This window comes from Bacteroides sp. OF03-11BH (assembly GCF_003604005.1).
GTDB classification, from domain to species: Bacteria; Bacteroidota; Bacteroidia; order Bacteroidales; family Bacteroidaceae; genus Bacteroides; species Bacteroides ovatus.
The window spans coordinates 1-18,831 of the sequence record NZ_QTMW01000023.1 but is presented as its reverse complement, the minus strand read 5'-3'; the positions used below and the strand labels follow the sequence as shown (position 1 = coordinate 18,831).

Annotated in this window: 13 protein-coding genes and 2 pseudogenes; 11 read left to right on the top strand and 4 right to left on the bottom strand. The window is 43.0% G+C overall.

Going from position 1 to position 18,831, the window contains the following annotated elements:
- Window positions 1-6: 6 nt before the first annotated feature.
- Genes DXA54_RS16870 through DXA54_RS16860 form a run of 3 tightly spaced genes read right to left on the bottom strand, consistent with a single transcriptional unit; the run spans window position 7 to window position 1,664 of the window.
- Window positions 7-1,089 (bottom strand): 3-methyl-2-oxobutanoate dehydrogenase subunit VorB, encoded by a 1,083-nt coding sequence (locus tag DXA54_RS16870; protein WP_004297418.1) that lies wholly within the window; start codon window positions 1,087-1,089, stop codon window positions 7-9.
- An 11-nt stretch (window positions 1,090-1,100) separates the two neighbouring features.
- Window positions 1,101-1,328 (bottom strand): ferredoxin family protein, encoded by a 228-nt coding sequence (locus tag DXA54_RS16865; RefSeq protein ID WP_004297419.1) that lies wholly within the window; start codon window positions 1,326-1,328, stop codon window positions 1,101-1,103.
- 54 nt (window positions 1,329-1,382) lie between these two features.
- Window positions 1,383-1,664 (bottom strand): tetratricopeptide repeat protein, encoded by a 282-nt coding sequence (locus DXA54_RS16860; RefSeq protein ID WP_004307591.1) that lies wholly within the window; start codon window positions 1,662-1,664, stop codon window positions 1,383-1,385.
- Window positions 1,665-1,919: 255 nt separating this feature from the next.
- Between DXA54_RS16860 and DXA54_RS16855 the strand changes: the two genes are divergently transcribed.
- The 11 genes and pseudogenes from DXA54_RS16855 (at window position 1,920) to DXA54_RS16815 (ending at window position 17,938) form a co-directional block, all read left to right on the top strand.
- The gene (locus DXA54_RS16855) at window positions 1,920-2,468 is read left to right on the top strand and encodes an RNA polymerase sigma-70 factor (protein WP_008644013.1); all 549 of its coding nucleotides are present in this window, start codon (window positions 1,920-1,922) and stop codon (window positions 2,466-2,468) included.
- A 127-nt stretch (window positions 2,469-2,595) separates the two neighbouring features.
- Entirely contained in the window at window positions 2,596-3,573 is a 978-nt protein-coding gene (locus DXA54_RS16850; protein WP_004297423.1) for a FecR family protein, read from the top strand.
- A gap of 158 nt (window positions 3,574-3,731) precedes the next feature.
- Window positions 3,732-7,058 carry a TonB-dependent receptor gene (locus DXA54_RS16845; RefSeq protein WP_120080113.1) on the top strand — a complete coding sequence of 1,109 codons (3,327 nt, stop codon included), beginning with the start codon at window positions 3,732-3,734 and terminating at the stop codon, window positions 7,056-7,058.
- 12 nt (window positions 7,059-7,070) lie between these two features.
- The gene (locus DXA54_RS16840; RefSeq protein ID WP_120080111.1) at window positions 7,071-8,888 is read left to right on the top strand and encodes a RagB/SusD family nutrient uptake outer membrane protein; all 1,818 of its coding nucleotides are present in this window, start codon (window positions 7,071-7,073) and stop codon (window positions 8,886-8,888) included.
- 31 nt (window positions 8,889-8,919) lie between these two features.
- Window positions 8,920-10,617 carry a DUF4979 domain-containing protein gene (locus DXA54_RS16835; RefSeq protein ID WP_032852523.1) on the top strand — a complete coding sequence of 566 codons (1,698 nt, stop codon included), beginning with the start codon at window positions 8,920-8,922 and terminating at the stop codon, window positions 10,615-10,617.
- 126 nt (window positions 10,618-10,743) lie between these two features.
- A pseudogene (locus tag DXA54_RS28550) lies at window positions 10,744-11,916 on the top strand (glycoside hydrolase family 88 protein); the annotation flags it as partial.
- An 18-nt stretch (window positions 11,917-11,934) separates the two neighbouring features.
- Window positions 11,935-13,860, top strand: a pseudogene (locus DXA54_RS28545) (alginate lyase family protein); the annotation flags it as partial.
- Between the two features lie 37 nt (window positions 13,861-13,897).
- Window positions 13,898-15,112, top strand: a complete 1,215-nt coding sequence (locus DXA54_RS28540; protein ID WP_232284330.1) for a GH92 family glycosyl hydrolase — start codon at window positions 13,898-13,900, stop codon at window positions 15,110-15,112.
- A gap of 125 nt (window positions 15,113-15,237) precedes the next feature.
- Window positions 15,238-16,083, top strand: coding sequence for a helix-turn-helix domain-containing protein (locus tag DXA54_RS16825; RefSeq protein ID WP_032852522.1), 846 nt, complete (start codon window positions 15,238-15,240; stop codon window positions 16,081-16,083).
- Window positions 16,084-16,235: 152 nt separating this feature from the next.
- Window positions 16,236-17,315, top strand: coding sequence for an alpha/beta hydrolase (locus tag DXA54_RS16820; protein WP_120080109.1), 1,080 nt, complete (start codon window positions 16,236-16,238; stop codon window positions 17,313-17,315).
- 53 nt (window positions 17,316-17,368) lie between these two features.
- Window positions 17,369-17,938 carry a DapH/DapD/GlmU-related protein gene (locus DXA54_RS16815; RefSeq protein ID WP_032852630.1) on the top strand — a complete coding sequence of 190 codons (570 nt, stop codon included), beginning with the start codon at window positions 17,369-17,371 and terminating at the stop codon, window positions 17,936-17,938.
- A 325-nt stretch (window positions 17,939-18,263) separates the two neighbouring features.
- Here DXA54_RS16815 and DXA54_RS16810 read toward each other — a convergent pair whose 3' ends face one another.
- Window positions 18,264-18,701, bottom strand: a complete 438-nt coding sequence (locus tag DXA54_RS16810; RefSeq protein WP_032852629.1) for a DUF6078 family protein — start codon at window positions 18,699-18,701, stop codon at window positions 18,264-18,266.
- Window positions 18,702-18,831 lie beyond the last annotated feature (130 nt).

The window sequence follows — 18,831 nt, the reverse complement described above, 5'->3', positions numbered from 1 at the left end:
GTTTCGTTATTTGATTATTTTTTCTTTCAAGGCAGTTACAATTTCATCCGGATCGGGAACGATGCCACCTAGACGTCCGAAATGTTCTACCTTTACTTTACCGTTAACAGCGAGACGGACATCTTCAATCATCTGTCCGGCATTTAGTTCCGTAACGAGCATACCTTTTACTTTATCAGCGTATGCAGCAATCGCTTTGGTTGGGAACGGCCACAGTGTAATCGGGCGAAGGATACCTACTTTAATTCCTTTTTCACGGGCTAGTTCCATTGCTTTCTGGCCAATACGTGCCATTGAACCGAAAGCGATAATCAAATACTCTGCATCTTCGCAGTTGATCTCTTCGAAGCGTACTTCATTTTCTTCAATTTCACGATATTTAGCTTGAAAACGGAGGTTGTTGATTTCCATGGCTTCCGGTTTCAATTCAAGGGAAGTGATAATATTAGGTTTGCGGTCTTTTGCTTTTCCGGTAGCAGCCCATGGACATTGTTCAATTACTTCTGCTTCCGTGCGGCGTGGCTTTTGTGCAGGAAGAACAACTTTTTCCATCATCTGACCGATCACACCGTCGGCAAGGATAATAGCCGGATTACGGTATTTGAAAGCCAGTTCGAATCCTAATGCTACGAAATCCGCCATTTCCTGTACGGATGCCGGAGCGAGGGCAATCAGTTTGTAGTCTCCATGACCACCACCTTTTACTGTCTGGAAGTAGTCAGCCTGACTAGGTTGGATAGTTCCCAATCCGGGACCGCCACGCATTACATTCACAATCAGACAAGGAAGTTCGGCACCGGCCAAATAAGAGATTCCTTCTTGTTTCAAGCTCACACCCGGACTTGAAGAGGAGGTCATTACCTTCTTTCCGCTACCTGCACCTCCATATACCATATTGATAGCTGCCACTTCACTTTCCGCCTGGAGTACTACCATGCCGGTTGTTTCCCACGGTTTCAGTTCGGCAAGCGTTTCCAACACTTCCGATTGGGGAGTAATAGGATAACCGAAGTAACCGTCGGCACCGCAACGGATAGCTGCGTGGGCGATGGCTTCGTTTCCTTTCATTAATACAACTTCTTCTGCCATATTCTTTTCTTTTATTCTACTTTTACTTTATACACTGAAATACATCCGTCCGGACAAACCGTTGCACACGAGCTGCATCCGTTACAGGTATCTTCCTTCACTTGCCAGGCATAGTTATAGCCTTTCATGTTTACCTCTTTATTGAGGGCGATTACATCGAGCGGACACGCCACTACACACAGGTTGCATCCTTTGCAACGCTCCGTGTCGACTACGATTGCTCCTTTGATTTTTGCCATAATCTTTATTTTATTACGTTATCTTTGAGTACGGTTATTGATTATACATCTCTTTTATTGATTGAACATATCCTTGTGGTAGAAGTTGAGGATATCTATTGCCATCTTCCTGGCCTGAACGGCAGGACTGTCCGGATTGATCTCGATGGCATACTGGTAGTTGTCCAGTGCCTGCTTCCAATCTCCTTTCTTTCGGTAGGCATTTCCCCGTAAATAGTAAAGAGTATCTTTCTCTTTTTCGACAGAACTGTCCTGGAGAAGCTGGTCCAATTGCTTAATCGCTGTGTCCACATCCCCCTGATTGATAAGCTCTTTTAGGTTGTCTATTTGCTCCATTTCTTTTCGTCTTTCGGGATTCTGAAACGCAAAGATAGTTTTTATTTATGTAAACAGGGCAAATGAGGACGGAAATTTGCAACGTTTTGAGTTTATTGCATATTCTATGAATATATAGTCAGGGTGAAAGAAAAACGATTCTCATCTTTTTTGTTTATAACGAGAATATATCTATTTTTGTCGCCAGCAATAAGATGAATTCTGCTTTCTCTGATAATGGATTATTAATAGACTTTGGCCTTGTAGAATACTAAAATGAAAGATGAACATGTGAATGATATAAATAATTATCAGAAACTGTATATGCAATATGCACCTATGTTGTTGCGTTTTGCGGTGAAGTTTATTTCTCCTTTCTTTGCGGAAGATATTGTTCATGATGTATTCCTTAAAATATGGGACAAACAAGTGTTTCTGTTATCAGAATCAGAGGTTAAAAATATATTGTTTGTTGCTGTCCGAAATGCTTGTATAGATCATTTGCGTCGTATTAGTTTGGAACAGGAGTTTGCCGACAAGCGTGCTATCCAGCTCAAATTAGATGAGTTGAGTTTTTATGACGGTGCTGATGAATTGTTTATGAGGAAAGACTTAATGGCACATGTGATGGAAAAAATAAATGAACTGCCCGAAAAGAGACGTGAAATCTTCCTGTTATCTTATATGGAAGGGCTTAAAGCGGCGGAAATTGCCGCGAGATTAAACTTATCCACCCGGACAGTGGAAAACCAATTATACAGAACCTTACTTTTCTTACGGAAAGAGCTTCAGACTGCTTTCGTTTATTTATTCATGTTCGTTTAGTGCTGATTTATTTCTATTCCTCACAGTCTCGGAAAATAAAATTCAAAAAAAATAAAGAAGTCGGTGAGTAATTCCTGCTGATTGCTCGTTACATATATAAAAACAGGAAAATAGTATCTATTTATATATGGAAAGCATGACTTCAGATTTAATAATAGGATTTTTGAAAGGCTCGTTGAATGAGAAAGAGATCAATCAGTTTTATGATTGGGTGAATGAAACGCCTGAAAATAAACAGATCTTTTTTGAGGCAAAGATGGTCTATGACGCTTGCTTGTCTAAAGGAAGTAATATTGATATGGATAAGAGCTGGCAGCGGTTACTGGAAAAGAAACAGAAACAGGCGCCGAGGAAAATATACACTCTCTTCCGAAAAGTTCAGGCTTATGCAGCGGTGGCGGTGATAGCTGTTGCTTTTACTTCCGTTCTCTTTTGGTGGTTGGGTGATACTTCTTCCGTACCTGTTGCCCGATATGTTGGTGGCGATGGAATCGTAGCCGATAAAGTTGTTTTGCCTGACGGCACAGAAATCAGCATGGGTAGTCAGACTAATTTCCGCTATGATCCGCAATATGGAAAAGATAAGCGTGTTGTTTATCTGGAGGGAGAAGCCTTCTTTAATGTAGCCAAGCAGAAAGACAAGCCTTTTATCGTAGTTGTGAACGGGCAGGAAATAGAAGCTTTAGGGACGAAATTTAATGTTGACGCTTATCCGTCTGATTCCGTGGTAACCACCACATTATTGGAAGGTTCCATTCGTTTGGTTAGTGAGAGGGTCAGTTCTTCAACCGTTTTAACTCCGAATCAACAATATATATATCACAAAAACAAAGGTACTTATAAAGTGGCTCAAGTAGATGCGGCTCTTTACACCTCATGGATTTCCGGTTATTACTATTTCCATGAAGAGAATTTAGAGGGTATATTAGCCCGATTGGGAAATATATACGGTGTTAGTTTCCGGATACAGTCTGATAAGTTGAAAGAACGCCGATTTACCGGAACTTTCTATCGGGGGCAAAGCATCAAAGACATTTTGGACATAATTAATATTTCAATCCCTATTCGATACAGTATTAATAATCGGCAAGTGACAATTAATTGAGCCGTATAATCTAATAAAACATTATTATGAACAGTAGTTAGCCTTAAAAAAAGAGAAGAAGATTTTGGCGAATCCTCTTCTCTCCGAGAGATGCATGCATCTCCTAAATTAAACTTCCTTCGAACGGAATAGTATTTAATCTTAAAACTTACAAATGTATGAATAAACAGCCTATTGTCTATGGGTTTGCCCTAAAAAGAAGCATAAAAAATACAAAAATAACCTTTGCTGTTTTGTTGTTATTTATTCTGCAGGGCATAGTTGGTAACGTGTATGCGCAGGAAAAGAAAATATCGATATCAGTAAAAAATGAGAAACTCGAGACTGTGTTACGAATGGTAGAAAAGCAGACCAACTATTTGTTTTTCTATGATTCGGACGAAATCAACAAGCAACAACGAATCACAATTAATCAAACGAACAGTTCCTTGAAAGATGTCCTGGATGCGGTTGCAAGTAAGACCAACTTGTCATATACCATTAAAGGACGTCATATCATTTTGGCTAAAAAGCCCAACGTCTCTTCTACAAACAAAGACGGACGCGCAAGCGGTTCGGAAAAGAAGATAACAGGTATCGTAAAAGATGAAGCAGACCTTCCTGTGGTGGGGGCTAATGTGATCGTTCCCCGAACAAAAAAGGGAGTGATAACGGATATGAACGGTAATTTCTCTTTGGAAGTAGCAGCAGGGGATGAAGTTGAAATCTCTTATCTTGGTTACACGACACAAAAAATAAAAATATCCGCTCAAAACTTTCTGAATGTTGTATTGCGTGAAGATGCGAAGTCATTGAACGAAGTAGTGGTGGTAGGTTACGGCTCTGTAAAAAAGTCCGACCTGACTGGTTCTGTTGCTTCTGTCTCCAATACAACTCTGCTTAGAGGTGGGAAAACGAACTCCGCAGGTGCGTTGCAAGGAGAGTTGTCCGGTGTGACCATCACACGTTCGAATAACAAACCGGGTGGAGGCTACGATATAAAGATTCGTGGTATCAACTCTATCACCGCCTCTTCGTCTCCTTTGATTGTCATTGACGGGGTTCCCGGTGGTAATCTGGATTTTGTCAATCCGGACGATATTGAAAAGATTGACGTCCTGAAGGATGCTTCGGCAACGGCTATTTATGGTTCCAGTGGCGCAAACGGTGTAATCATCGTAACGACCAAAAGAGGACAGACTGGTAAGCCGAAAATTTCCTATAACGGTTATGTTGGTGTGAGATCTTATACAAACTTGCCCGATATGATGTCCGGTGACGAATATGTGCAGCTGGCGAGAGAGGCTACCCGTGGCGGAGCTCCCAACTATATTTATAAGAGAGACGAACAAATTTTTACCGACCCGTCCGAATTGCAGGCGGTGAAAGAAGGTAAATATTTCGATTGGTTGGACGCTGTGTCCAGTCCCGCCTTTATGACAAACCATAGCTTGTCGGCACTTGGTGGCACGGAAGCTGTGAAATACGGTTTCTCTGGCGGCTATTATTTCGAAGATGGTATGATTCAGCTGCAAGAATATACACGCTACAACTTGCGTTCGGTAATAGACATCACTATTAATAAGCATGTTTCTTTCGGAGGAAGTATGTATGCGGTTCACAGTATTCGTGAAAAAGGTAACTGGGACTTGTTGCGTGATGTGTTCCGTATGCGTCCTACTCAACATCCGAATAGCTTGGTGACAGGTGAGGAGATATGGAAATATTCCGGCAATAATCTTTTCAATCCGTTGGTTACTTCTCAAAACCAACGCTCACAAGTGAAGAGCCTCAACCTGCAAAGCAATATTTATCTTAAAATAACACCTATTGAGAATTTGGAGCTTACTTCTTCATTTTCTCCCTATTTTACACAGACTTCCATGGGGGATTATATCGGAGTGTGGACAAAAGCACAGCAGGGAACTGCCAAAGGTGCTAAGGCGAATGCGACGAAAGATAATTCATTGAGTTGGATTTGGGATAATATTGTGAACTATACTTGGAAGAAGTCCGTTCATTCTATTACTGCGACCGGAGTGTTCTCCGCTCAAAAGTATCAGTACGACAGATTGTATGGTGCAAGCAAGGACTTGTCTTTTAATTCACTTTGGTATAACCTGAATGGGGGAGCTATCGAGAGTTTGAGCTCCAATTTCAGCCAGTGGACGATGATGTCTTATGTAGGTAGAATCAACTATGGGCTGATGGATAGATATTTGCTTACAGCCAGCTTGCGCTATGATGGTTCTTCACGTTTGTCCGAAGGAAATAAATGGGCGCTTTTCCCTTCCGCAGCTATTGCGTGGAGAATCACTGAAGAAGACTTTGCCAAGAATCTGGATTGGTTGTCCAACCTGAAACTGCGTTTCAGCTATGGTCAGGCGGGAAATACCAACTCTGTGTCTCCTTATGCATCCGAAGGTACCATTTCGGGGTCTGTATATTATCCGTTCGGAACGTCTACTTCCGTAGGAAATCTTCCTGCCAACATTGCCAATCCGATGCTGACTTGGGAGCGTACTTCAGAATATAACGTAGGTCTTGATTTCGGTTTCTTAAACCAACGGATTTCGGGTAACATTGAGTACTACAATCGTACTACCAATGACCTGTTGATGAAACGTAATATTCCTGTTCATTTGGGTTATTCGTCGGTTACTTCGAATGTAGGTTCCGTAAGAAACAGCGGATTTGAGTTGCAGTTGAATACCGCGAATATCATGACCAAGAACTTTGCCTGGAATACGACCATCAACCTGGCTTACAACAAAAACGAAATCGTAAGTCTGGCTGACGAAGAAGATCTTAGCAATTATTCCATTCATCTGCAAGGCATGAGAGGACGCTATTCTGACAAGCGTTTCATCGGTAAGCCGGTAGATACGAACTGGACTCAAAATACAATTGGCGTATGGCAGTTGGAAGAAGAAGAAGAGGCTGCAAAATATGGTTGTGTACCGGGTAACTTCAAGATTAAAGACTATAACAATGACGGCAAGCTGACGGACGATGACTATATCATCGACGGCAAGAGAACACCGGACTGGACAGGAGGTATGACAAATATGTTCAAGATCTATGATTTCGACTTTTCATTCCACATGTATTTCCAGGCGGGAGCCACACAGTACGACCGTTTCTTTGAGAACTTCGCATTAGAATGGAATAGCCAGAACTTCAACAATCTGCGGACTAATTATTGGACGCCGGAGAATCCTTCGAATACCATGGGACGTCCCTCACAAATGGGTTCCAGAGGTAATATCGCCTATGAAAGAACAGACTTCCTGAAAGTTTCCTATATCACGTTGGGATATACTTTAAACAAGAGACTGATGTCAAAATGGGGACTGGATAACGCCCGCATCTATGTGACTGTACAGAATCCTTTCATTCTTACGAAGTTCAGAGGTCTTGATCCCGAACAGCCTGATCTTACTAACATTGGAGATACGGACGGTATGACTATGAATGCTTTACTTGGTGTTAATATTTCATTTTAAAAAAACAGATCTATGATAAACAAAAGATATTTGAAGTATACGCTTCTGTTATTTACTTTTGGAATGACTGCTTGTTCTGATTTTCTGGACGAAGTGAACCATTCCAGCCAGTCAGCGGACAAATACTATCAGACAAAGGGTGGATATGAGAGTCTGATTGTAGGTTGCTACTCAAACTTGAAAAATATCTATAATACGACTACTTATCAGATATTTACACAACAAGGTACGGATGTCTTCACACAGAATTATCCGACGGAAGTAGCGGCAATGAATCAGTATACCACTACTTATCAGTCAAATAACGGTACGATTTATGCGATGTGGAGTTCTTATTTCAATGCGTTGAACAATGTAAATGCTGCTATCGATCGTTCGAAGAGTGTCATTTTGAAGACAGACGACCCTGATGGAATAGAACCCAGTGCGTTGACACAGCTTGTGGCTGAAGCCAAAGCGTTGAGAGCCTGGTATTTGTTTGAGATTGTGAGGAACTGGGGACAGGGACCGTTGAAAATCAACGAGTCTAAAGAGCCGAGCTATACTGTCGAGTATTCGAATGGCGCCGCTTTCTACCAGCAGATTTTTACAGATTTGGAAGAAGCCATTAGTGTTCTTCCCTGGCGTCAAACGGGTTCCAACTACGGACGCATGTCCAAAGCTGCAGCGAAACATATCCGTGCGTTGGCTTATCTGACACGTGGTTATGAAGAGTATGCCGATCCGAAGGATTTTGAAAACGCATTCAAGGATGCGGAAGATGTATATCTTAATTCCGGACATAAGTTGTTGGATGACTATGCGATGGTTCATCGTCAGTCGAATGAGATAAACGATGAAATTATTTTCCCTATCGGTTTTGCTGACGGAGCTAACTACAACACCAATATCTGGAATCAATGGTATATGATGCCTTATGCTATTGGCGGATGGCTGGGGTTGGGAAAAGACAGTTATTATGGTAATGCGAGTATGCATGTAGAAGCGATTCCTACTAAATTTGCTTATATGATGTATGACTGGCAGAAAGACAGACGTCCTTCTGTGACCTTTATGAGTCCTTTGAATGGTAATGCGAGTACTTCCACAGACGGAAAGGATGCAGGTAAGAACTGGTTCCAGTGTACTACTCCTGTAGATGGAGTGTTCGCCAAAGGTGATAAGATTATCTATTTCCCGGTACCTACCGATCCTGAATATAAGTATTGGGCTGAAACGGACAAGAATGGAGTAAGATACAAAGTATTCAACTACCCGATGGGGGATGATACAAATTGGGCGAATGATGATTACTACAAACACGCTTATCAGACGACGAACTCAACTTCTCGTACCTGTCTTCCTATCTGGAAATTCAAAGATGGAAACGCGGAGTATAGGGAAGACGAATCCGGTTCGGGAACGCGTGATATCTATCTCTTCCGTTTGGCGGAAACTTGTCTGATTGCGGCGGAAGCGGCAGTGATGAATAACAACGATCAGGCTAATGCCGAAAAATATATTAACTACGTTGTTTCCCGTGCTGAAAAACATTCTCCGCAGGGTGGGCTTTCTCGTTATTCCAATGTCACGATAGACAATATTTTGGATGAAAGAGCCAAAGAACTCCTTGGTGAAGGATCACGCTGGAACGACTTGCAACGCACCGGCAAACTGGCGGAACGTGTGTTGAAGTATAACTGGGATGTATCCAACATCTATGGTGGGACAATCAAGACTACCTTGACACAAGAGTCGTTTGAGAGGAAGTTTAAATTGCGTCCGATTCCTTTGCAGTGGCTGAACTCTTTGTCCAACGGTCACGAATTGGGTAATAATCCGGGTTGGTAATCGAATGTTGAACCTTTAAAATGATATTCATATGAAAATGAAATATATACTACCGATATTATGCTTGTTGTTTACGTTTGTTTCGTGTCAGGAAGATAATACGCCTCCGCCGCCCAATCCGAATCCCAACTATACGGAAGTGGGACCTTCTATGGAGTTCGTTCATCCCGGTATTCTACACACGACAGCTTCCATTACCCGGATGCAGAACTTTGTGAATGGGAATGTTTCTCCTGCAATAGATTGTTACAGACTGTTGCAACAGAGTCCTTTGCCTTCGTCTACTTATGAGATTCAAGGCCCTTTCACGGTTATTTCACGTTTCGGACAGAACACTTCGGCGACCAAGACTCCGAGCGAAGAAGATCACGAAGCTGCTTATCTGAACGCTATTATGTGGTGTATTACCCAGAATCCGGCGCACGCTCAAAAGTCGATTGAGATATTGAACGCTTATGCCGGCACATTGCGTGAGATTGACATGAGTGATAATGACGCTCCCCTGTGCGCTGCTTTGCAGGGATTTCTTCTTGCTAATGCCGCTGAACTGATGAGACATACTTATCCTTCGGTATCAGATACGGATGTCAAGTCCTGGGAGAATATGTTTCGTAACGTATTTATTCCGGTATTGAGAAACTTCTTTGCCAAATCTCCTTATGCAAACGGCAACTGGGGAACCGCTGCTATCAAGGCTTTTATGGCATTCGGTATCTTTTTGGATGACGAAAGTTTCTATAACGAAGCGGTGACGTTTTTCTATGAGGGGCACGACAACGGAAGTTTGACGAACTATATTATGGAGAGCGGACAGTGTCAGGAAAGTGGACGTGACCAAAATCACACGATGCTGGGAATAGGCCATCTGGCAGAAGCCTGCGAAATTGCTTATAATCAGGGCAACGAGACGCTTTGGAGCGCATCGGAAAACAGACTAATGAAAGGGTATGAGTATACAGCTAAGTATAATCTTGGATACGATGTGCCTTTTGAGCCTTTCACGGATGTGACAGGAGTGAGATGGAATAATATCTCTGATGACGATAGAGGAAAATTCCGACCGGTATTTGAGATTGCTTACAATCATTACGTAACTCGCAAAGGTCTGGAAATGCCGTATACGCAACAGGTGATATCCAGAATCTCTCCGGAAGGGGATGCAATGTGGTGTGACCATCCGGGATATGGGACACTACTGTTCCGTACAGAATCGGGTATGCCGCCGAGTGAAGGAGCTATTGATGCGAAAGGAAGCGAATGGTCGGTAATAACGAGTGGTGCAACAGAAAAAAATGATGGAGATAATTTGGTTGTGACGCCGGCTAAATCTGGTGAAAAATACAGAGGAGATATACAGAACGATTTGACATTGCATGTAGGTAATTATCCGGTTATTGCAATTGTAATAGAAGGATTGCCGGAGAAGAAAGCGATAACATTCGATTCTCCTACTAATGGTTATGGGTCTTTTGTGAATGATAAAAGTAATCAATACGGACTTAACTCACATTCAATTATTGAAAAAGATTATGGTACCGTTTATTATTGGGATCTGACTAAAGGTACCTTCACCGGAAATCCAATACCTACTGATAAATCATTTGATATGACTGTTAAAATAAAACTTGCAGATATGGTTTATTCGGGTACTGTGACACCTTATACTATTAAATGGACGAAATCCTTTAGAAACGAGGCAGAACTGATTAAATATTTGAAAGAAAACTAATCACCTTCCAATTATAAGGTAAAAAAATAGGTAAAAAAAGGATAAAGGGAGGGTGTGTCTTGAGTTACTGTAGACTTTTGATACACCCTCTTGTTATTATATACATCATTAAAATATAGGTAAATGATAAAGAAAAGAATACTCTCTTTGTGGATAAGTTTATGCGTTATCTGTATAGCCGGTGCCCAAGAAAAAGAACTGGCTTACTGTAACCGGCAAATACATAAAACATTGAAAGCGATAGGAACTTCTTCGAAACTTCCGAGAGCTATTGAAGCCGGTAAGTCATCGTGGGATATGGTGAGTCCCCACGACTGGACAAGCGGATTTTTTCCGGGAGTCCTGTGGTATGATTACGAATACAGTCATGAGCCGGAGATAAAGGAAAAAGCTATTCATTTTACAAAATTGCTGGAGTCTCTGTCGGGCAAAGTTACCAGTCACGATATGGGATTTCAAATGTTTTGTAGCTACGGTCATGCTTATCGTCTAACGAAAGATGACTATTACAAAGATATCCTGTTGAAAAGTGCGGACGAACTGGCAAAACTTTACAATCCCCGTGTAGGTACTATCTTATCATGGCCTTGGAAAGTGAAAGAAAGCAATTGGCCTCATAACACGATTATCGACAACATGATGAATCTGGAACTTCTTTTCTGGGCTGCCAAGAATGGAGGAGGGAAGAGGCTCTATGATATCGCTTTGTCTCATGCTCGTGTGACGAAAGCTAACCATTTCCGTACAGACGGTTCTTGTTACCATGTAGCTATCTACGATACCATTTCCGGAAAACTCATCAAAGGAATCACCCATCAAGGATATAGCGATGCTTCGATGTGGGCGCGCGGACAGGCATGGGCTATCTACGGATATACGATGGTCTATCGTGAAACACGTGACAAAGAATATCTTCGCTTTGCCGAAAAAGTGGCAGACCTCTACATCCGTCGCCTGCCTGCCGACTTGATCCCTTATTGGGACTTCGATGCTCCCGATATCCCAACCGCTCCCAGAGATGCTTCGGTAGCGGCAGTTGTTGCTTCAGCTTTATTGGAACTGTCGACGCTGGAAGACGATAAGGAGCGGGCAGATAAATATTATAAATTGGCGGAGAAGATGCTCCGCAACCTTTCTACGAAGAAGTATCAAAGCCGTGATAAGAATCCTGCTCTTCTGCTGCACTCTACCGGACACTATCCAGCCGACGATGAGATAGATGCCTCTATTATCTATGCTGATTATTATTACATTGAAGCACTCATGAGATGGAAGAAGATACGTGCCGGACAATCTTTGTCCGAAGCGAACAAGTTCATGCATCCGGGTATTCTCCATACGAAAGAGAGCCTGGAGAGGATGAAATATTACGTAGATCACCGGATAGAGCCGGCTTACAGTTCTTACCGATTGCTCGAAGCTGATTCTTGTGCTTCGTCCACTTATCAGATGCAAGGCCCTTTTGAGGTGATAGCCCGCTTGGGAGTGAACAAACATACCAAACGCCCTAGTGAAGACGATCATAAGGCAGCTTATCTCAACGCCTTGATGTGGACCCTTACCGGAGATGAAGCCCACGCCCGCAAGTCGATAGAGATATTGAATGCTTACAGCACCACGCTGAAACTGATAGGTCAGAACGACAATGACGACCCACTATGCGCCTCTCTACAAGGCAGTATGTTGGCGAACGCGGCAGAACTAATTAAACATACTTATTCCAAAGTCACTCCGGCGGAGATTGCCGGTTGGGAGAAGATGTTGCGAACGGTATTCATTCCTGTATTAGACACTTTCTTCAAGGCGAAACCATATACAAACGGCAACTGGGGGGCTGCTGCTACCAAAGCATACATGGCTTTCGGCATTTTCCTCGAAGATGAGGCTCTCTACAATCAGGCAGTTCACTTCTATTACAACGGGCACGACAACGGAACGATTAAGAATTATATCGGTGAGAACGGACAGTGTCAGGAGAGCGGTCGCGATCAAGACCACGTGATGTTCGGCTTAGGTAATTTGGCGGAAGCCTGCGAAACCGCTTACAATCAGGGGGATGAGAAGATGTACGCCGCTCTTGACAACCGTTTGTTGACCGGTTACGAATATACAGCGAAATATAACTTGGGAGAATCCGTTCCCTTTATTACGTGGACTGATATTTCGGGCCGATATTGCAACTGGCAAACTATCTCGGACAAATTACGGGGAGTGTTTCGGCCAATCTATGAGATCGTATACAATCATTACGTCACCCGCAAGGGATTGGATATGCCGTATACTCGCCGGGTTCTCTCCAAGATGTCAGCAGAGGGCGCTTCCAAATGGTGTGATGGCCCCGGCTATGGAACATTGTTCTTCCGGACGGACATGGATGATGATTATATTCGATATGCTGATCCATTCGTTGGTACCTCCGACAACGGACATACCTTTCCCGGAGCCTGTGTACCTTTCGGTTTCATTCAAGCAAGCTCCGAAACGGGCAATGACGAATGGAAGTATTGTAGCGGATATAACTTTGCGGATGATTCCCTTATCGGTTTCGCCCAGACACATTTGAGTGGGACGGGGTGTCCCGATTTGGGAGACGTTCTTCTATTGCCTTTCAGTGGGGAAGTGAAAGACGGAGTCTATAGAAGCAAGTTTGATAAAAAATCCGAAAAGGCGTCTCCCGGATACTATTCCGTCCGACTGACGGATGCTGCTGTGGACGTGGAATTGACCTCCACGCAGCGTACCGCTTTCCATCGTTACGTTTATCATTCTGCTGCTCCTGCCCGTTTACTGGTAGACCTCCAGAACGGGATCGTTTGGGATAAAGAACGGCTGAAGACGCATGTCTTGTCTGCTGAAATGGATATGCCCGATAATCATACCATCACAGGTCATCAAGTGGTAGAAAATTGGGTAAAGCGACAATACTATTATGTGCTCTCTTTTGACAAACCGTATGTTGTACGTGAAGTGCTTCCGTCGGCAGGAGGGGAGAAGGCGAAACGACTTATTCTTGATTTCGACCTTGCTGAAGGTGATACGCTGCAAGTGAAAATAGCGCTCTCTTCCGTTTGCTTGGAAGGCGCGAAAGCGGCGTTAGCGAAAGAGAATCCGGGATGGGACTTCGATAAGATTCGTATGGAGGCCCGCCGACAATGGAACAACTTGTTTGATCGGGTAAAGGTGACGGGTAGCGACGAACAGAAAAAGAATTTTTATACTTCGCTTTATCACCTGTTTATCCAGCCCAACGACATGGCGGACACGGACGGACGTTATCGGGGTGCTGACGATAAAGTGTATACCGTCAAAGACGGGCTCTTATTATTCCACGCTTTCCCTTTGGGACACCTATCGTGCAGCTCATCCCTTGTACACCATTCTCTCCCCGGAGCGGGTGGACGGAATGATACAGAGTATGCTCGAACACTATCGCACGATGGGGTATCTTCCTATCTGGGCATTGTGGGGAAAAGAGGCACATTGCATGATAGGCAATCATGCTATCCCTGTCATCGTGGACGCCTATCTGAAAGGTTTCCGGGGATTTGACGTGGAAGAGGCGTATGCCGCTATCCGTGGAAGTTCTACCGTAAGCCATCAACATTCGGACTGGGAGGTTTATGATCGTTATGGATATTATCCTTTCGACATCATCCCCAAAGAGTCGGTTTCCCGTACATTAGAGTCCGCCTATGATGATTATTGTGTAGCCCGCATGGCGAAATCTTTAGGAAAAGAGAAAGATTATGCTTATTTCTCCCGCCGGGCTTCCTACTACAAGAATCTGTTGGATCCCTCTACGACTATGATGCGGGGAAAGGATTCGAAAGGAAAATGGCGTACACCTTTTAATACATTCTTATTGTCTCATGCTGCTACTTCCGGCGGAGATTATACAGAAGGAAATGCCTGGCAATATACTTGGCACGTGCAACATGACGTGGAGGGATTAATCGATTTACTCGGAGGCAAAGAGAAGTTCGTTAACAAACTGGATTCTTTATTCTTTTTAGAATCATCCGCAGAAAATACAGGGTTCACGCAAGACGTAACCGGACTTATCGGACAATATGCACATGGCAATGAACCCAGTCATCATGTAGCTTATTTGTATAACTATGCCGGACAACCTTATAAAACCCAACAGCTCATTCGTGAAATCTTTGACCGTTTTTACCTCCCCAAACCGGATGGATTGTGTGGAAATGATGATTGTGGACAAATGTCAGCATGGTATATCTTCTCTGCAATGGGGTTCTATCCGGTGAATCCGATTGGGGGAGAATATATATTGGGAGCACCACAGGTGGAAGAAGTTACTATTTCATTACCGAATGATAAAACGTTCACGATGCAAGCAAAAGGATTGTCGAATGAGAATAAGTATGTGAAGTCGGTAACGTGGAATGGCGAACCCGTTGAGAATTTCAGGATACATCATTCGGAAATTATGAAGGGAGGGGAGTTGGTTTTTGTGATGACCGATAAATATTGAGTGTTTTCGATTAGTTATCATGTAACTAATGTTTCTACTCACACAAATAAAAGGATAATGAGCCGTTAAGAAACAGAATTCTTTTGTTACATTTGCGATTGGAAATTAAAAAAACACTCAATGTTATGACTAAAGGCGATGCGGAACAAGTAGAACCAATGAAGCTTATATTCAATTATAACAATGTATTTTACAGCTTCTATTATGATGACCTTGGCGGTTGTATACACCGTTCTCGTGAATATGCTATCAACTATGTGTATTCAGGTGAGATGATTCTCGATAATGGAAAAGAACAAATTCATGTCAGAAAAGGCGAATGTGTCTTTATCCCCCGCGATCATCATATAACAATGTATAAGAGAACGTACAACGGTGAGCGGTATTGTGGTATTTTCCTGATGTTTACACGTCGTTTTTTACGTGAGATGTATCGCAAATTGGGACAGCGGAGAGTACCCGTCAATACTCCAAAACTTGATTCGGATGTGATAAAACTGCCCCAAACGGTGGAACTCGCAAGCCTTTTCGCTTCAATGACACCTTATTTCAATCCTGAAGTAAAACCGAAAGATGATTTTATGAATCTGAAGATACAGGAAGGTCTGCTCGCTTTGTTGGATATAGATGAACGGTTTGCCCCGACGCTTTTCGATTTCAACGAGCCGTGGAAAATAGATATTCTGGAATTTATGAGCGAGAACTACATGTATGAGTTCACAATGGAGGAAATGGCTCATTATACCGGGCGCAGCCTTGCCACGTTCAAGCGGGACTTCAAGAAGATAAGTGACCTGACACCTGAAAAGTGGCTTATTCGCAAGCGTCTTGAGGTGGCTTACAACAAGATGAAGGAAGGCGGTAAAAAGGTTGTGGACGTCTACGCAGAAGTAGGGTTTAAGAATCCTTCCCATTTTTCAACCGCATTCAAGAAACAATATGGTATATCACCGACCGCCATATTTGCATAGAATTCTTATTTGTGTAAATCGGGATAGTTTTATATTGAGCTTTTGAGCAATACTATTTGAGCCTCACAGCAATGCCGCTGTGGGGCTTTTGCTTTACCTTTGCGCTGTAAAATAAGAAAGAATAATTCAACAACCATTTAAGTAATAGCAGAATGAAAACAACGAATCTTACATCCGTGGCAATCGCAGCCTTGTTAGGAACCGTCATGCTTGCGGGCGCAGGTTGCACAAATAGTAAAACAAATCAAGAAACAAGTGATAATATGGAAACATTGAATCTTACTCAAGAATGGGATAAGAAATTCCCGCAAAGTGACAAGGTAAACCACCGCAAGGTGACGTTTAAGAACCGTTACGGCATCATACTTGCTGCCGACCTCTACGAACCCAAGAATGTTGAAGGCAAACTCGCTGCCATAGCTGTGAGCGGTCCTTTCGGAGCTGTAAAGGAACAGGCATCCGGTCTTTATGCACAGACAATGGCGGAACGTGGGTTCCTTACTCTTGCATTTGACCCCTCATATACCGGTGAGAGTGGCGGTGAACCTCGTAATGTAGCTTCACCGGACATCAATACCGAAGATTTCAGCGCAGCAGTCGATTTTCTCACAGCATTGCCTGATGTGGATGCAGAGCGCATCGGGATTATTGGTATCTGTGGTTTCGGTGGGATGGGACTAAATGCTGCTGCTATGGATACACGTATTAAGGCTACAGTGGCTTCGACGATGTACGATATGAGCCGTGTGAATGCTAATGGTTATTTCGACGCAGAGGATAGTGCCGACGACCGCAACAAAAAAAGGGAGATGATGAATGTTATCCGTACCCGTGACGCGCAGAGTGGTACAATCACTCCCGGTGTCCCTGGGTTGCCTGACAGCATCACCGGTGAAGAGCCACAATTCGTCAAGGATTATTTCGATTATTACAAGACTAACCGTGGTTTCCACGTTCGCTCTATCAATTCCAATGGTGCATGGAGTCCTACGATGACGCTGTCTTTTATCAATATGCCGCTATTAGCTTATATTCATGAGATTTCCCGCCCCGTACTTCTTATTCATGGTGAAAATGCCCATTCGCGTTATTTCAGTGAGGATGCTTTCAAAAAGTTGACAGGTGATAATAAAGAATTGATGATTATCCCTGGAGCGAACCATACTGATCTCTACGACCGTACGATTCCTTTCGACAAATTGGAGGACTTCTTCAGAAAGAACCTGAAATAATAAATTATGAGTAAACAGTAGTAATAGCTATATACAATTAAAACAATTAAATGATGAACGATATTTTTGCAAAAGACTTGAGCGGTGAGATGGTCTCACCTGATGAACCGGGTTATGATGAACTGATTGCGGATATTTTCGCTACCATAAAGACTGCAACCGAGATGAACACGGGGTATCGTACGCCTGAAGAGGTGCATGAATATATGGAACGTATTCTTGACAAAGAACTGGATGCAACCACCACCGTCCTGCCGCCACTCTACATTGATTATGGTAAACCTGTCAAAATTGGTAAGCGATGTTTCATCCAGCAATGCTGCACGTTTTTCGGACGAGGTGGTATTACGATTGGTAATGATGTGTTTATCGGGCCGAAAGTCAACTTGATAACTATTAATCATGATCCGGATCCGGATAACCGCAGTGCCACATACGGACGTCCGATTGTGATTGAAGACAAGGTGTGGATTGGCATAAATTCGACCATACTTCCAGGTGTAAGGATTGGCTATGGAGCGATAGTGGGAGCCGGTAGCGTGGTAACTAAAGATGTTCCGGCGATGACAATCGTAGCCGGCAATCCGGCACGAATCATCAAAAAGATAGAAACAAGCGAATAATATAATGGCTGTTTCCTGATGAAATAGAAATTATACCTGAAGAAACTGTAATTAATAAAGGTGCGTTCTAACTCTAATGAAGGTAAGGTGGTTGAAATAAATATCTTATCTTTTTCTCTTCAAATTCCTCTCACCTCTTCAACATCTTCTGCATCGCTTTGTTCATCGGTGATAGCGGGTGAAGGCCTAAGCTTCACCTGCCTTTTCATCAGGGTTTCTTTTGTTTTCAACTAGTTCCATTTTTTGTTTCATACCTTGAAACGAATGGTTTCTAGCGCTTGAAACAAAAAGTTTCAGCAGGCTGGAAACTAGTTAGAACGCAGCTTTACCAATTATACTCATCCGTGTAACTGTCCAAGACCGGTTCTTCGGTGATACCTTTCCGGTGAAAAAGTTGGCGGATATAGTTTTGATCTGCGGGGCTTAGGAAGCGTTCTTCGCGATAAAAGCGATAGTAAAGAGTTTTTCCGAAATGCCCGATCAGTTGTTGCTTGATGTTTGTTCCGTCCTTATAAGGTACGTTGTCCAGCAGGTGGCTGATACCCCATGCCACATGTATCTTTTCTGCGTTTTGGAAGTGAGGACAGTCAATGCCGGTGGCCGGAATACACATTGGGTTTACGATGCTGATGTAGGACGTGTCAGCGGTAGTGAGAAGTGCAGCCACCCGACGCAGGCAGTTACAAGCTTTCGGACATTGCTCGTTGTAGCAGCGGGCGTAGTTGAAAGGGACTGTTTTGTTTTTTAATTTATTGTCGTTCATTTTATATTGTATATTACATACATAATTGACAAAGGTAGTGCTTTTATTGTGGAAAGGTACAGTTTGAAAAAGAAAAAACGTGAAAGTAAGCGTCTCCGCGATTCTATCTTGTCGCCCTTTTTTCATTCTT

Coding starts and splice junctions, on each gene's coding strand:
- DXA54_RS16850 (WP_004297423.1), top strand. CDS start 2,596: ATGGAAAGCATGACTTCAGATTTAATAATAGGATTTTTGAAAGGCTCG.
- DXA54_RS16840 (WP_120080111.1), top strand. CDS start 7,071: ATGATAAACAAAAGATATTTGAAGTATACGCTTCTGTTATTTACTTTT.
- DXA54_RS16835 (WP_032852523.1), top strand. CDS start 8,920: ATGAAAATGAAATATATACTACCGATATTATGCTTGTTGTTTACGTTT.
- DXA54_RS16855 (WP_008644013.1), top strand. CDS start 1,920: ATGAAAGATGAACATGTGAATGATATAAATAATTATCAGAAACTGTAT.
- DXA54_RS16825 (WP_032852522.1), top strand. CDS start 15,238: ATGACTAAAGGCGATGCGGAACAAGTAGAACCAATGAAGCTTATATTC.
- DXA54_RS16845 (WP_120080113.1), top strand. CDS start 3,732: ATGAATAAACAGCCTATTGTCTATGGGTTTGCCCTAAAAAGAAGCATA.
- DXA54_RS16870 (WP_004297418.1), bottom strand. CDS start 1,089: ATGGCAGAAGAAGTTGTATTAATGAAAGGAAACGAAGCCATCGCCCAC.
- DXA54_RS16810 (WP_032852629.1), bottom strand. CDS start 18,701: ATGAACGACAATAAATTAAAAAACAAAACAGTCCCTTTCAACTACGCC.
- DXA54_RS16815 (WP_032852630.1), top strand. CDS start 17,369: ATGAACGATATTTTTGCAAAAGACTTGAGCGGTGAGATGGTCTCACCT.
- DXA54_RS16865 (WP_004297419.1), bottom strand. CDS start 1,328: ATGGCAAAAATCAAAGGAGCAATCGTAGTCGACACGGAGCGTTGCAAA.
- DXA54_RS16860 (WP_004307591.1), bottom strand. CDS start 1,664: ATGGAGCAAATAGACAACCTAAAAGAGCTTATCAATCAGGGGGATGTG.
- DXA54_RS16820 (WP_120080109.1), top strand. CDS start 16,236: ATGAAAACAACGAATCTTACATCCGTGGCAATCGCAGCCTTGTTAGGA.